The sequence below is a fragment of the Flavobacterium erigeronis genome (assembly GCF_054075165.1).
The window spans coordinates 320781-335090 of the sequence record NZ_JBSKGP010000003.1 but is presented as its reverse complement, the minus strand read 5'-3'; the positions used below and the strand labels follow the sequence as shown (position 1 = coordinate 335090).

The following is a 14310-nucleotide window of genomic DNA, read 5'->3' as shown; positions in this document are numbered from 1 at the left end:
AAACTCATGTCTTATAAAATAATGATAACCATTAAAATTAGAAAATGAAAAAAATAGGAATTAACGGTTTTGGCCGTATCGGAAGAGCAGCGCTAAAAATTATATTAGAAACTCCTGAACTGGAAGTTGTAGGAATCAATGATCTTATGAGCATTGAGAATGCAGCATATCTTTTAAAATACGATAGTATTTACGGTAGATTTGAAAAAACGGTTACAATTGATGGCGATTCTATCATTGTTGATGGAAAATCAATTCGTTACACTGAGATAAAAGATCCTGCATCATTACCTTGGGCGGCTTTAAAAGCTGAGATTGTAATTGAGAGTACTGGATTTTTTACCAATAAACCAGATGCTGAGAAACACATTTCGGCAGGGGCTAAATTTGTTGTCATATCTGGCCCCACGAAAGATACGCCAACCATTGTACACGGAGTAAATACAGAAGATGGTAAAGTATCTATATTTTCTTGTGCCAGCTGTACAACCAATAATATTGGACCGATAATTGAAATAATAGGCCGAAGAATTGGTATCAAAAAAGCCATTCTGAATACTACACATGCTTATACAGCCTCTCAAACATTAGTTGATGCACCTTCAAAAAGAGAACCTCGTATGGGGCGTGGGGCAGCGATAAATTCGGCACCAGCGGCTACAGGTGCAGCGATTGCCGTAACAAAAGCACTTCCAGAATATGCAGGAAAATTTGATGGTATTGCGGTGAGAGTGCCTGTTCCGATTGGTTCTATATCTGATATTACCTTTGTTACAGAACGTCCAACTTCTGCAGAAGAAATAAATACAATTCTAACTGAGGAAGCAAAAACGGATAGGTATAAAAAAGTGGTTGATGTAAGCAATGAACCTTTAGTTTCTTCAGATTTAATTAAAAGTACATTTGCTGCAACTGTAGATCTCGAAATGACCCGCGTAGTAGATGGCGATCTTGTAAAAGTAATGGCATGGTACGATAACGAATGGGGATTTACCAACCAAATGATCAGACAAATTCAGGAATTGTAAATACTAATAAAATCATCTTACTTTATTTTTAAAAACCTCCAAAATCACAAGTTTTGGAGGTTTTATATTTTATAGTTTTCAATTATGATTTTTGTGTTTTTACCTTATCGGTTAAAATCTGTGTGATTTTTTCGATAGTAAGATTTACGCCCAAAATAATGCCTTTTTCATCCAATAAATAATTGTACGGAATGTTTTCTATTCCCATAGCATTTTCCATCTTTTGATCTTCATCCAATAGATTTGTCCATTCTAACTTATCTTTTGCTATAGCAGAAATCCATTGCTTTTTATTTTTATCTCTAGAGATTCCAATTATTTCAAAATCAGCATTTCCAAACTGTTGTTTTAGACTAATAAGTTCAGGATTTTTTTTCCTGCACGGCGCACACCACGAAGCCCAAAAATCAATGAGTACTATTTTTCCTTTATAGTCTTTCAAATTGATTAAATTTCCGTCTTGGTTCGGCAATTTAAAGTCCAAAAAAGGTTTTCCAACGGCGTAAACATCTAATTTTTCTATTCCCTTTTGATAGAGTTTAAGGTATTGATCGTCTTGTTTCGAAAGATCTAAAATGGAATATAATTTAGTAAGCTGTTGCTTATTCAAGATCGGATTCATGAAAGCAAGTTCAGCTAAAATTGCTCCAGTAAAAGGATGAGAACGATGTTTGGTAAAAAAGACGATTAATTCTGAATACAGTAACGAGTTGAAATCTTTTTTACCTGAATTTGACTTATAAAAATTTAAGTACTGCTTTTGTAATTCTAGAGAATATGATCCTTTAATGGTATCAATATGCATGGTTTGTATAGATTTTCCATCTTTAACTGTTTTGTCTATAGTGACGCTGATATTGATAGTATTATTTTCTAAGTAAAATTGTGGAGCATTGGCAGCAGATGATACATAAATTTTTGCCACCACAGTATCTTTTACTGGGCCTTTAAACTCAAACTGCTTATTGATAATCTTGACGCTGTCTTGTATGTCATTATAATATAAATAAGCAAAATTATCGGTGATATCACCTTTAATATTTCCCTTTACAGTAAACATTTTTAGATTCTGTTTTACGGTATTCTGACTGTAAAATGCATTCGTAAAAATGAAAATCAATACGATACATATTGATTTTTCTAATTTAATTTCAATCATTTAATTTAGCTTATTATCTGTATCTTTTATGAATTTAATTAAACCTTTCATATAAGTTTCCTGATCATCGTACATACTCATATGGCTGCCTTTGTCACAGTACAGATAAGTTCCGTTTTTAACCTCAGTAGAAATCCATTTCATGTGTTCAGGATCCATAGTGTCGTATTTTGCTCCTATTGATAAAGTGGGTACTGTGATTTTTGAAAGCTGATTTTTGATGTCCCATTTTTCCAATTTACCAGAAATTCCGAATTCGCTTGGTCCTTGCATTGTAACATACAGCGATTCATTAATTTTTCCGAAAGAGCGGCTTAGCGGTTCTGGCCATGAATTGATATCCATTCGAATAATATGTTTTGCATAGAAATTCGGAATCAATAGTTCCATATATTTTGGATTCTTAAAATCTTTGTTCTTTTCAATTTCCCTCAATTGAGCCAAAACTTTTGGTTCCATTTGTTTAGCCAATACGTTCTTAGAATAATTGCTATAATCAATGGCGCTCATCATCATATTAGAAATAATTAAACCTTTTAAATGCTGCTGATATTTTAATGCATATTCGGCAGCAAGAATACCGCCCCAGGAATGTCCTAACAAATAAAAATTATCTTTATCAAGATTTAATGCGACACGCACTTGTTCAATTTCATCTACAAAACGGCTTACATCCCAAAGCGCGGGATCGTTTGGATTGTCAGAGTTTCCAGTTCCCAACTGATCGTAGTAAATAAATTCAATTCCCTCTTGAGGAAAAAAACTTTCCACGCATTCAAAATATTCGTGTGTAGCGCCTGGACCACCATTCAGCAATAAAACTTTAATTTTAGGATTGTTACCAACAGTCTTAGTCCAGACCTTAAATTTGCCTTTTTGTGTTGTGATTTCTACGACTTTGACACCGCCTGTTTTTATCCCTTTAGTAGTATCTTTTAAATAAGTATTCTCACTTGAACTTTCTCTTTTCGAATGGTCTTCTTTATTACAGGCATTTAGAAGTAAAGTAGTAAAAAACAGTAAAATAATCCTTTTGTAAATAATCATGAATGTTGTTTTAAATTAGTAATCTATTGTGTGAAATTGTTCATTTTTATTTTTGTGTTGTTTAACACAAAAATGATTTAAAAAAAAGCTTAGCTAATAATGCTAAGCTGCATTTCTATTTGAGCAGAGAGTATTTTTTTATCCGGATACATACGTCTGAGAACATTCAGTCCGCTCCAAAATGTAACAAGATATCGGCCTAAAATTTCAGGATCCGTCTGATTTTTTACTTTTCCTTCCTTTTGCGCTTTGTCAATTGCCCAAATGTAAATTTGTTCCATTTCGCCTAGTATGGTTAAGGCTTCCTCCTGAAATTTAGTGTCTACAAAGGTCATTTCGATAATCGTATTCACAATAAGACAGCCCATCAAATGAGTATGCGGATCAGTTGTTGCAAGCGATCGAAAAAAATCTTTTAAGGCATCGAGAGGCGATTCACTTTGAATAAGTTCTTCTTTAAAATTTCTTAAATCATTTCTTCGAAGTTGGAGCGCTTTAGAAAAAAGTTCTTTTTTGCCGCCTTTAAAAGTATTGTAAAAACTCCCACCGCCAATCTGCATTACTTCAAGCAGATCTTCAAGCGAGGTTGGTGTAAATCCTTTTTCCCAAAATACGGTTTGTGCTTTTCTAAGCAGCTCTTCTTCACTAAATATCGTTGGTCTTCCGCGCATAATTATTTTTGTACTGAATAACACAAAATTAGTATTTTCATTTGAATCCTAAAATTTTATTACTGCTTTTAATATGATTTTATGAAATAGCTGAAATCTTTAATATTTATAATTCTTGATAACTTTTCCATAGAAATTAATGCTGTGTTTAGAATTAGTTTTGTTCTAACGAAAACAAAATCTGATAATTAAGATTTAAAAAGCTTGAGAAATTGAGAATTAAATACATTATAATTTACTCAGGCAATACGATTAAACCAATCCCAATAGTAACTAAAAAACTAAAAAAAATGACAAATTATGATACCCTAACGGAAGCTATAAATACAAAACAAGCAGAAGGATATACTTATGATTTTAATCTTAGTAATTCAACATTAAGCTGTAAAGCATTAAACAAGACATTTGAATCAAGTGAGTTTACTGTGGATGCATTTTATCGCTTTGAAGGCGATTCTAATCCGGATGATTCCTCAATACTTTACGCAATACATACGCAATGTGGCGTAAAAGGATTATTGGTTGACGCTTATGGGGCTTATAGTGATAATTTGAATGCAGCAATGATTCAGAAATTGAAGATGAGATAGTTATTGAAAAATGTAACTATAGGAAATTAAATCAAAAAAGATTAGATATGGAATTTAAAATAAAAAGATTGCGATCAGAACATAAAAAAGAGAAGTATCTTGGAACTGCTGATACTTATCTAAGTAAAGCAACAATAGGATTTCTATCTGATTCTCTTGAAGCGGATAGTGACATTCTTAGAAAAGTTATTGAAAATTATGACTATAACTTACGCATCGTAACAGAGGGGCAATATATTATACTACTAGATCGCAAAATTGAGTCTTCATCAGGTATAGAGAATGATTTTTATTCTGGCGGTACATTTTTAATAGGAGAAACAATTAGCGAAGTGCTTAAAACTAAAAAAATAAAAACTCATGTGAGCCCTTCATTTTTGATTTATAAAACTATAAGGGCGTACGCCATGCCATTTTTAAATTGGAAGCGTTTGATAAATACCCCAAGAATCTTGGATAGAAAATATTTCCTTTCATAGTATGATATGTTTAAATGCAAAAAATATTTTCTGATTATCATGACGGCATTTAGTTCAGTCGTTTATTCACAACAAACAAATGAGTTTAAATTTTTAAGGTATGATGATGTCATTTCGATAGACAGCACCAATCAAAGTTTTTATTATAAAATCAAACAAATTACTTTATCCAAAAAATCTAAAACATTTCTCTTCTTTGGGGCTGAAAACAGAACGCAATACCAATTTTTTGAAAACGAAAATTGGGATGAAAGCTATAAAGATGATAATGGCTTTATATTGAACAGAGCACTTTTTTATGCTAACTTAAAAATAGGAAATTCATTTCGATTGTTTAGTCAATTGCAAAGCAGTTCTGCAATTGGCAGGATAGAACCTAATCCTTTAGAAGAAAACCCTTTAGATCTGCATCAATTGTTTTTCGATTTTAAGGTTAAGAATTTAAATTTTAGGATGGGAAGACAGGAGTTGTATTATGGATCGCAACGATTAATTTCAGTTCGGGAAGGCCCAAACAGCAGACAGGCGTTTGACGCAATTAAAATAATCTATCAAAAAAGAAACCTAGCTGTCGATGCTTTTTATAGTTTTTATGTGAAAAATCGATTTGGAAACTTTAATGACAAAATTGACTCAAACATAAAATTTTGTGGTTTGTATGCCAGTATAAATCAGGTGAAGTATTTAAACAATATAGAAATATACTTTTTAAATATTGAAAAAACGGAGAGTACCTACAATACTTTATCAGGGCAGGAAGACAGAAATACAATTGGATCAAGAATCTGGGGGAAGTATTTCAATTGGAATTATGATATAGAAGCGGCCTATCAGTTTGGGAAATTTGGTACTAAAAACATCAACGCCTGGACATTTTCAATCCATAATTATTTCGCCTATAACATTCATAAAACAAGACAAAAAATAGGTTTAAAAGCAGAATATATTTCTGGAGATAAAAATCAGAATGATAATTCTTTAGAAACGTTTAATCCGCTTTTTCCACGAGGAGCCTATTTTGGGTTAGCGGCTTTAATCGGGCCTTCGAATTTAATCGATGTTCATCCTTTTCTTGAATTTCAGCTGACACAAAAATTAAATTTCAATATCGATTATGATATGTTTTGGAGAGCTTCAATAAATGATGCCATATATCAGACAAATGTTTCCGTATTATTTAGTAGTTCAAATTCAACTTCAAGAAAAATAGGAAACCAATTGGGAGCTTCATTTGATTACAGTTTTAACAAATATCTGAATTTAACTGTAGAAGGAACATGGTTTCAAAGCGGTAGTTTTATTAAAGACGTTAGTAATGGCAAAGACATATTTTTTACAGCTACAACGCTCACTTTGGTTTTATAAACACGAAAAGTACAATATAAAATAAACAATTAATAAACTATAAATTTTTAAAAATGAGAAAATCAATTACAACAGCAGCAGTTATTTTAATGACTGTTCTAGGAACACCAATTCAGGCTAGTACAGCAGGTACAAGTACAATTGTTATAGTGCACGGAGCATGGTCTTCGGCCAAAGATTTTAAAGATGTTGAAACAGCATTGAAAAAAGAAGGTAACGAAGTAATCTCAGTAAATTTGCCAGGTCATGGAGCCGATCAAACACCTGTTTCATCTTTAACTTTACAAGGTTATGTAGACGTAGTAAAAAAAGCAATCGGAACCAGAAAAAATATAACTCTGGTAGGACATAGTTTTGGAGGAATGGTGATTAGCGCCACTGCGGAGCAAATACCAGGACAAATCAAAAAGCTGATTTACCTTTGCGCGTTTCTGCCAGCCAACGGAGAAAGCCTATTTTCAATTTCAGCAGCAGATAAAGAAACTCATATTGGGCAATACATACAGCCAGATGAAAAAGCGGGTGTGGTCGGAATTGCTAAGAATGGTATTTTAGATTTTTTTGCTGCAGATGCGCCTAAGAAAATTGCTGATGGACTGGTTGCTAATTTTAAACCAGAGCCTTTGGGACCTCTTGCAACTCCAGTAACGCTTACGGACGCTAATTTTGGCAAGTTAGATAAGGTCTATATTTTTACCGAATTTGATCACGCAATAGGTTTGACTTTGCAAAAAAGTATGGCCAAGAATGCAAATATCACAAGAACGTATTCTCTGCCAACCAGCCATACGCCGTTCTTTTCCGAGCCAACGGTAGTTGCGTCGATTCTAGGTCAAGAATCAAAGTAACCTTGATAATGCTATAAAAGGATTTTAATATTCTTATCAAAAAATCTGTTAGTTGTAACTAGGGCTAACAGATTTTTTTTTCTACAGTATTTTGAATCTGATACCTTTCGGAAAAGCAATTTGAGACTAAATCTTATTTGTGATAAGCCGATACAAATAAGTTCGACCAATGTAAAAACCATATGACTTTTAAATCTTAGTTTTTTATAATTTATAGTGAATTATTCACAGAAATGAACCTCTTCATTAGCTGTAATTTTGTTTCAACAAGTAAGGAATTCATTTGTGCAGCTTTAATATCCTTCACCAAAAATGGAATTAATTTCTAAAGGTCATTTCTCTAATTAATCAATATAACCAATATTTAAAACAGTCAAAATGAGGAAACATATTTTTTTAATACTAGTCATACTAGTATTTCTTTCTTGTCAAAAGGACAAAAAAGGAAACGACAGTACAACAGCCGATTTAATTGTTACCAATGGTAAGATTGCCATTATGGATAAAAACAACACAATTGCAGAAGCGATAGCCGTAGAAGGTGGTAAAGTTTTAGCTTTTGGAACGACCTCAGATATGCTGAAGCTAAAAGGAGATAAAACAAAAGTTATAGATGCTAATGGAAGAACCATTATTCCGGGACTGAATGATTCCCATTTGCATTTAACCAGAGGCGGACGTTTTTATAATGCTGAATTAAGATGGGATGGAGTGAAGTCTTTGAAAAGAGCGTTGCAAATGTTAAAGGAACAAGCTGCCAGAACTCCAAAAGGGCAGTGGGTGCGTGTAGTTGGTGGCTGGAGTCCTTTTCAATTTGAAGAAAAAAGATTTCCAACAGTTCAGGAAATAAATGATGCAACGGGAGATGTTCCAGCATTTGTATTGTTTTTATACAGCCGTGCGTGGATGAATAAAAGCGGTTTGAAAGTGCTTAAAATTGATGAAAATACAAAACCGCCAGAAGGAAGCTCGTATGAAAAAGGACCAGACGGTAAACTAACTGGAGTATTTCTGGCAGAACCAAATCCGACAATTCTATATGCAGGAATAGGAGCATTGCCTCCCATGACTGAGGAGCAAATGTCAAATTCTACCAAACAGTTTTACAGAGAATTAAACAAATACGGTATCACAAGCGGGATAGATGCTGGAGGTGGCGGACATGTATTTCTGAAGGATTACGGCGCAACTAAATCACTTGCTGACAAGGGAAAAATGCCGTTACGGTTGTCTTATTATTTATTTCCTCAAAATAAAGGAAAAGAGTTTGAAGAATTTCAAAATTGGATTGCAACGAACAAAGTCGGCCATAACGGAGAAATTCATTTGGATCACGGCTATGAATTAGAGGGCGGAGGTGAATTTCTAACTTGGAGCGCAGGCGATTTTGAAAATTTTTTAGCGCCACAGCCAATGTTAGAGGACAGACCATCTTGGAGAAACGATATCAAAAAAGTAATTCGTCTGCATGTTGATAGCGGTTGGCCGTTTAGAATTCATGCGACTTATGGCGAAACGATTGCTAATTTGTTAGATGTTATCGAAGAAGTCAATAAAGAAACAAATGGCAAATTAGCAAAAGAAAGATGGCTGTTTGATCATGCAGAAACCGTTACCGAAGCCCAATTAAAAAGAATTAAAGCCCTTAATGGAGGTGTTGCAATTCAATCCAGAATGGCTTATGCTGGAGAATATTTTGTTGAAAGATATGGCGCTGCTAAAGCGAAATACGCACCGCCTTTAAAATTAATGATTAAAATGGGAATTCCGATAGGCGCAGGAACAGACGGAACAAGAGTTGCTAGTTATAATCCTTGGCCTGCATTATACTGGATGGTTTCTGGTAAAACGGTAGGCGGACTGCAATTGAGTGCTCCTGATAACTTACTTACGAGAGAAGAAGCACTTTCGTTATACACAAATGGAAGTGCTTGGGTATCAAAAGAAGAAACGGTAAAGGGAACTTTAGAAAAAGGAATGTTTGCCGACTTTATACTCTTATCAGATGATTATTTCAGTGTGCAAGAAAATAAAATCAAAGATTTATCGGCAGTATTGACAGTAGTAGGAGGGGATGTGGTTTTTGGCGATAAAGAATATGCAAAGCTAAATCCTGCAATTGAAAAAGCAATTCCAGATTGGTCTCCGGTTAATTTTTATGGAGGTTATCAATTAAAATAATTTCCTGAGAACAATTTATCAAAAACTAAAACCATTAAAATGAAGACAAAAATTAGCATATTGCTCTTGTTGATCATTTGTTTGCCTTACTTCAAATCGTATGCAAATTTTTCAAAAGAGAATACTATAGATTCAAAAACAATTATTTATAAATCTGTTCAATACAAGACAATTCTTGTTGATGGTTTAAGTATATTTTACCGTGAAGCAGGCGAAATAAATAAACCTACAATTATTTTATTTCACGGGTTTCCATCATCATCGCACATGTACCGAAATCTGATCAATGAATTATCCGATAATTATCATGTTATTGCTCCTGATTATCCAGGTTTTGGGCAGAGTAGTGCGCCAACGCCTCAGCAGTATCAATACACTTTTGATAACTTATCTATTACGATGGAGCATTTTATTGATAAATTGAAAATCAAGAAAACCAGTTTTTACATTCAGGATTATGGCGGGCCAGTTGGTATGCGAATAGCTGCTAGAAGACCTGAATTGATTCAGACACTTATAATTCAAAATGCAAATGCTTATGTGGAAGGATTAGGTGATGTTTTAAAACCTTTGATAGCCTACATTGAAAAGCCAAATGCAGAAACTGAAAAAGCAGCACGTTTTTTCCTGACTATTGATGCTACAAAATGGCAGTATCTAACTGGTGCCGAAAATCCCGAAGCAATTGCACCCGACAGTTACAGCTTAGATCAATATTATCTGGACAGATCTGGAAATGATGTTATTCAGCTGGCACTCTTTCGAGATTACGGATCCAACATCGCATTATATGAAAAATGGCATCAGTATTTTGCGAAATGCCAACCGCCGATACTAGTAATTTGGGGTAAAAATGATCAGTTTTTTACCGCTCCGGGAGCAAATGCCTACAAAAAAGACAACCCAAACGCAGAAATTCATTTGGTAAACGGAGGCCATTTTGCATTGGAAGAACACCATTCAGAAATTTCAAAACTGATCATTAATTTTTTAAGTAAAAAAGTCCAATAAATTTTAACCAATAAATCAGAATCATTATGAAAAATTTAATTTTAGTTGCAGTAATTGCATTGTCGTCTCTAAATGCATTTGCACAAAAACCAAGTCCTCAATTGTTAACCCCTAAAAATCATACACTGGTTTTAGTAGATCATGAAGGCCAAATGGCATTTGCGGTGGGTAATATTCCTGTAGATCAATTAAGAACAAATACTGCAATGGTTGCAGGCGCATCAAAGATTTTTAAAGTGCCTACCGTAGTTACAACTGTGGCCGAAGAATCTTTCAGCGGACCTGTTTTTCCTGAAGTTCTAGAGTTTTATCCGAAATCAAGCACGAAGTATTTTGACAGAACGACTATGAATTTCTGGGAAGATGCCAATGCTTACAAAGAAGTAGTTGGTAAAGGAAACAAAACTATCGTTATGGGCGGTTTATGGACTTCGGTTTGTATTGTAGGGCCTGCATTATCAGCCATAAACGACGGATACACAGTTTATGTAATCACAGATGCAAGCGGTGACGTTACAGCTGAAGCGCACAACCAGGCGGTAACTCGCATGGTTCAGGCAGGAGCGAGACCTATTACTTCTATGCAGTATTTATTAGAATTGCAACGTGATTGGGGAAGAGCCGAAACGTATACAGCCGTGACTGACTTAGTTCAGAAATATGGCGGTGCATATGGAATTGGTGTTCAATACAGCCGAGCAATGCTTAAACACTAATATACAGTTGTAATTATTAATTTAATTTATTGGCCTTTTGAATCTGAGTAGTTTTCTCAAGAGAAGGTATTTAGAACAAAGGCCAATAAAATTATAAAATGAAAATCATGATAGATCTATTTTTTTCTCTATTGCGTTCAAATTTAGGAACCCAATTAAACAATGTGGCTTTGCTTGTTTTTAGAATTGCAATTTCTGCGGAGCTTATTTATGCCCATGGTTTAAAGAAAATAGGAATTGGCACCGCAATGGCAGAAGTTGTACCAAATCCTTTAGGCTTTTCTGAGACTTTCAATCAGGCGTTTGCAACCACTGCAAATCTTGTGATGCCTTTATTTATAATCTTAGGTTTAATGACGCGTTTAGCCACCTTACCAATTTTGGCGGTTACACTTACTGGTTACTTTGTATTGCATTTTAATGATCCAATTTTGGTAAAAGATGTTCCGCTGGTTTACAGTCTTTGTTTTTTGCTGATTTGTTTTACTGGTGCGGGTAAATATTCGATGGATCATTATATCAGCCGAAAATTTAATTAGTAATAAATAATCTTGCTATTGACGAATTTATTTTAAATTAGAGTAGAATAATTTTTGAAACGATATAAATTATCAGTTATGAATTACCAAAAACTAGCATTTACCGATGCCATAAAAAAGCTTCAGGAAAAAAGCGGAAGCAGAAATGCTTATGAAAATATGGAAAAAATGTCAAGCGTAGATGGACTGACAGAAAATGAAATTGATTTTATTTCCAATAGAGATAGTTTTTATATGGCCAGTTTTGGAGAAAATGAATATCCGTATATACAGCATCGAGGAGGGCCTGTTGGCTTTATAAAGGTCATTGATGATAAGACAATTGGAATTGTAGATTTTTCAGGAAACAGACAATACATTTCTGTGGGAAATATTTCTAATAATGATAAAGTTGCTTTATTTATGATGTCTTATTCTCAAAAAGCCAGATTGAAACTCTACGCTCGAGCTAAAGTGGTAGATTTGAAAGACAATGAAGAGTTATACAATCAATTGAAACCTTCTGATTATAAATTCAGACCTGAAAGAATGATGCTGTTTGAAATCCAGGCTTACGATTGGAATTGTCCGCAACACATAACGCCACGTTTTACCAGAGAAGAAATCGAAATGGCTTTTCAGCCTCAAAAAGAATATATTGCTAAACTGGAAGAAATAATAAAAGAATTACAACAAAAACTGTCTGAAAAAGAATAGCAAAAACTTAGCTGTTTTGTCTTTCTTAATCCTGCAAACTCTGTTTACGATAATCTAATGGGGTTATTCCGGTATGCTTTTTAAAGAAAATACTAAAATAAGAAGTATAGCTAAATCCTAACATAAAAGCAATTTCCTTCATAGTATATTGAGAATCCTGGATTAATATCTTTGCAGTACCAAGCGTTTTTTCGGCAATGAGCTGACCAGCAGTTTTTCCCGTTTTTTCTTTTAAAATAGTTGACAGATAATTTTCGTGAAGCTGCTGCATCTCGGCATAATCTTTTATATGCAGTACCTGTTTCACTTTTCCCTTTAATAACTGATCATAATGATACTCCAGATTTTGTGCAAAATCGTTCAAAATATCCGGACTTTTAGATTGTACATTATGCACGCTGTAGCCAACCCAGAATTCTTGCTTTATTTTAAGTAAAATTCGGGTAAGCAGGTTTGCACATAATTTCTTTTTAAGCGGCGTATCTTTTTTTAATTCCTGATGAATCAGCAGAATGATCGCTCTAAGTTCCTGCTGAAATTCTGCTGAGGTATGCAATGGCAAATGCCTTTCAAATAACAGGAAAGGAAACATTTTATAAATAGAAATTCCGGCATATTTTAGAATAAAATCTTCAGAAAATAACAAACCATAAGTTTCCGTTACTTCTTCCCATCTTAATTCCTGCAGATCACCAGGTTTGTTCATGAACAACATATTAGGCTTGATTTCTACCGTTACATCCTCGTATCGCATGGAGCCGTAAGAATCAATAACAATTCCGATTGTAAAAAGAGTCGACCGAAACAACGAATAAGTCCACGGAAGCCTTTCTTTTGGATGTAATATTTTTGAAATGATCAATGAAAAATCTTCATCACCAATATGTCCCTCAGAGTAATCAGTCCCCATGACTTTTACATTGTCATAAAGTTCATATACTTCCTTCTTTTTTGCTTTACTCATTTTTTAATACTTAAGAGATTATGAGTTTTGGTGCTGTTTTCTATAAGCCCCTGGGGCAAATTGGGTTTGTGTTTTAAAAAAGCTGTAAAAATAATTAAGATCATTAAAACCAAACAGAAAAGCAATGTCTTTCATCGACTTTTCGGAGTGTTTAAGGAGATATTTAATCTCATCTATAAGCTTTTTATTAATCCATTCATTTACAGTTTTTTTAGTTGAATTACTTATAGTTTTAGATAAATAATTCTCATCTAAATTTAGTAATTGAGCGTGCTCTTTTATGCGCATTACTGAGGTGCAGCAGCCTTCAATTAAGTCATTAAAATTATTTTCTATATTCTGTCGAAAATCAATTACAATTTTATTGTTTTTTTCAGAACTGTTTTTAGTATTTGTTTCAGTCTCTTGCTGCAATTGTACCAAAAACAATAGGTTAAGCGCCATGTTTGCCATGATTTCTTCCTTATAACATAAATCGGAAATGGCTATTTTGTGCATCTCAAGACACGTTTTTTCAAAATATTCCATTGTTTCTTCTGCAAGGCAGCAACAAAAACCATTTTTGGTATTAAACTCTAATATATTGTCAATTCCGCCCGGAAAGTGTTTTAGAATGAAAGATTTTTTGAAGGCTATATTGTACACTTTTTCCATATCAGTCCAATCAATTTTAAAGAAAGAATCTGGACAAGCTACCACTACATGATTAGGATGCAGTTCAAACTTATCATCACCTACCGTAAAACTGCCATTTGCTTTAGTGACAATGGTGAAACTATAATAATCAGACCTAAAAGTAGGGGAGTGAAAGGGAAATGTCAGATTCCATTCGTGCACTTTAACAATTGAAAACTCATCGTTGTCTATATAGTCGTGATAAGAAAGATTTAGAAAGTCAATTTGGTCTTTATAGGTGCTAATTGTGGTTAGTTGCGGTATCATAGTTTATGAATTTTGGTTATGCAAATTTGTTAGCTAATGGATTGAGTGGTTTCAATGACCAAAGGTATATCAAA

At 33.9% G+C, this 14310-nt stretch carries 15 protein-coding genes; 10 read left to right on the top strand and 5 right to left on the bottom strand.

Going from position 1 to position 14310, the window contains the following annotated elements:
- Window positions 1-44: 44 nt before the first annotated feature.
- Window positions 45-1028, top strand: coding sequence for a type I glyceraldehyde-3-phosphate dehydrogenase (locus ACWA1F_RS08060; RefSeq protein ID WP_456893104.1), 984 nt, complete (start codon window positions 45-47; stop codon window positions 1026-1028).
- An 82-nt stretch (window positions 1029-1110) separates the two neighbouring features.
- On the opposite strand, the gene ACWA1F_RS08055 is transcribed toward ACWA1F_RS08060, so the two are convergent.
- From ACWA1F_RS08055 to ACWA1F_RS08045, 3 genes are all read right to left on the bottom strand, one after another.
- On the bottom strand, window positions 1111-2187 hold the full coding sequence (locus ACWA1F_RS08055) for a redoxin domain-containing protein (RefSeq protein WP_456893102.1): 1077 nt from the start codon (window positions 2185-2187) through the stop codon (window positions 1111-1113).
- Window positions 2188-3234, bottom strand: coding sequence for a proline iminopeptidase-family hydrolase (locus ACWA1F_RS08050; protein ID WP_456893100.1), 1047 nt, complete (start codon window positions 3232-3234; stop codon window positions 2188-2190). It abuts the gene before it with no gap.
- Window positions 3235-3323: 89 nt separating this feature from the next.
- On the bottom strand, window positions 3324-3929 hold the full coding sequence (locus ACWA1F_RS08045; RefSeq protein WP_456893098.1) for a TetR/AcrR family transcriptional regulator: 606 nt from the start codon (window positions 3927-3929) through the stop codon (window positions 3324-3326).
- Between the two features lie 266 nt (window positions 3930-4195).
- On the opposite strand from ACWA1F_RS08045, the gene ACWA1F_RS08040 reads away from it, so the two are divergent.
- The 9 genes from ACWA1F_RS08040 (at window position 4196) to ACWA1F_RS08000 (ending at window position 12330) form a co-directional block, all read left to right on the top strand.
- A complete protein-coding gene (locus tag ACWA1F_RS08040; RefSeq protein WP_456893096.1) occupies window positions 4196-4495 on the top strand; it encodes a phosphoribosylpyrophosphate synthetase in 300 nt (99 codons plus the stop codon).
- A 47-nt stretch (window positions 4496-4542) separates the two neighbouring features.
- Entirely contained in the window at window positions 4543-4974 is a 432-nt protein-coding gene (locus ACWA1F_RS08035; RefSeq protein WP_456893094.1) for a hypothetical protein, read from the top strand.
- A 39-nt stretch (window positions 4975-5013) separates the two neighbouring features.
- Entirely contained in the window at window positions 5014-6339 is a 1326-nt protein-coding gene (locus tag ACWA1F_RS08030) for an alginate export family protein (RefSeq protein ID WP_456893092.1), read from the top strand.
- A gap of 53 nt (window positions 6340-6392) precedes the next feature.
- Window positions 6393-7187: an alpha/beta fold hydrolase gene (locus ACWA1F_RS08025; RefSeq protein WP_456893090.1), complete on the top strand. Its 795-nt coding sequence runs from the start codon at window positions 6393-6395 to the stop codon at window positions 7185-7187.
- 378 nt (window positions 7188-7565) lie between these two features.
- Window positions 7566-9368, top strand: a complete 1803-nt coding sequence (locus ACWA1F_RS08020) for an amidohydrolase (RefSeq protein WP_456893088.1) — start codon at window positions 7566-7568, stop codon at window positions 9366-9368.
- A 39-nt stretch (window positions 9369-9407) separates the two neighbouring features.
- The gene (locus ACWA1F_RS08015) at window positions 9408-10379 is read left to right on the top strand and encodes an alpha/beta fold hydrolase (protein WP_456893086.1); all 972 of its coding nucleotides are present in this window, start codon (window positions 9408-9410) and stop codon (window positions 10377-10379) included.
- A 26-nt stretch (window positions 10380-10405) separates the two neighbouring features.
- Window positions 10406-11095, top strand: a complete 690-nt coding sequence (locus ACWA1F_RS08010) for an isochorismatase family protein (protein ID WP_456893084.1) — start codon at window positions 10406-10408, stop codon at window positions 11093-11095.
- 107 nt (window positions 11096-11202) lie between these two features.
- Entirely contained in the window at window positions 11203-11634 is a 432-nt protein-coding gene (locus ACWA1F_RS08005; RefSeq protein ID WP_456893082.1) for a DoxX family protein, read from the top strand.
- A 78-nt stretch (window positions 11635-11712) separates the two neighbouring features.
- The gene (locus ACWA1F_RS08000) at window positions 11713-12330 is read left to right on the top strand and encodes a pyridoxamine 5'-phosphate oxidase family protein (RefSeq protein ID WP_456893080.1); all 618 of its coding nucleotides are present in this window, start codon (window positions 11713-11715) and stop codon (window positions 12328-12330) included.
- Between the two features lie 25 nt (window positions 12331-12355).
- Here the strand turns inward: ACWA1F_RS08000 and ACWA1F_RS07995 are convergent, their stop codons facing one another.
- Window positions 12356-13294, bottom strand: coding sequence for a helix-turn-helix domain-containing protein (locus ACWA1F_RS07995; protein ID WP_456893078.1), 939 nt, complete (start codon window positions 13292-13294; stop codon window positions 12356-12358).
- 18 nt (window positions 13295-13312) lie between these two features.
- Window positions 13313-14236 carry a helix-turn-helix domain-containing protein gene (locus ACWA1F_RS07990; RefSeq protein WP_456893076.1) on the bottom strand — a complete coding sequence of 308 codons (924 nt, stop codon included), beginning with the start codon at window positions 14234-14236 and terminating at the stop codon, window positions 13313-13315.
- Window positions 14237-14310: the final 74 nt, after the last annotated feature.

Coding starts and splice junctions, on each gene's coding strand:
- ACWA1F_RS08000 (WP_456893080.1), top strand. CDS start 11,713: ATGAATTACCAAAAACTAGCATTTACCGATGCCATAAAAAAGCTTCAG.
- ACWA1F_RS08010 (WP_456893084.1), top strand. CDS start 10,406: ATGAAAAATTTAATTTTAGTTGCAGTAATTGCATTGTCGTCTCTAAAT.
- ACWA1F_RS08015 (WP_456893086.1), top strand. CDS start 9,408: ATGAAGACAAAAATTAGCATATTGCTCTTGTTGATCATTTGTTTGCCT.
- ACWA1F_RS08055 (WP_456893102.1), bottom strand. CDS start 2,187: ATGATTGAAATTAAATTAGAAAAATCAATATGTATCGTATTGATTTTC.
- ACWA1F_RS08035 (WP_456893094.1), top strand. CDS start 4,543: ATGGAATTTAAAATAAAAAGATTGCGATCAGAACATAAAAAAGAGAAG.
- ACWA1F_RS08020 (WP_456893088.1), top strand. CDS start 7,566: ATGAGGAAACATATTTTTTTAATACTAGTCATACTAGTATTTCTTTCT.
- ACWA1F_RS07990 (WP_456893076.1), bottom strand. CDS start 14,236: ATGATACCGCAACTAACCACAATTAGCACCTATAAAGACCAAATTGAC.
- ACWA1F_RS08040 (WP_456893096.1), top strand. CDS start 4,196: ATGACAAATTATGATACCCTAACGGAAGCTATAAATACAAAACAAGCA.
- ACWA1F_RS08060 (WP_456893104.1), top strand. CDS start 45: ATGAAAAAAATAGGAATTAACGGTTTTGGCCGTATCGGAAGAGCAGCG.
- ACWA1F_RS08005 (WP_456893082.1), top strand. CDS start 11,203: ATGATAGATCTATTTTTTTCTCTATTGCGTTCAAATTTAGGAACCCAA.
- ACWA1F_RS07995 (WP_456893078.1), bottom strand. CDS start 13,294: ATGAGTAAAGCAAAAAAGAAGGAAGTATATGAACTTTATGACAATGTA.
- ACWA1F_RS08030 (WP_456893092.1), top strand. CDS start 5,014: ATGACGGCATTTAGTTCAGTCGTTTATTCACAACAAACAAATGAGTTT.
- ACWA1F_RS08050 (WP_456893100.1), bottom strand. CDS start 3,234: ATGATTATTTACAAAAGGATTATTTTACTGTTTTTTACTACTTTACTT.
- ACWA1F_RS08025 (WP_456893090.1), top strand. CDS start 6,393: ATGAGAAAATCAATTACAACAGCAGCAGTTATTTTAATGACTGTTCTA.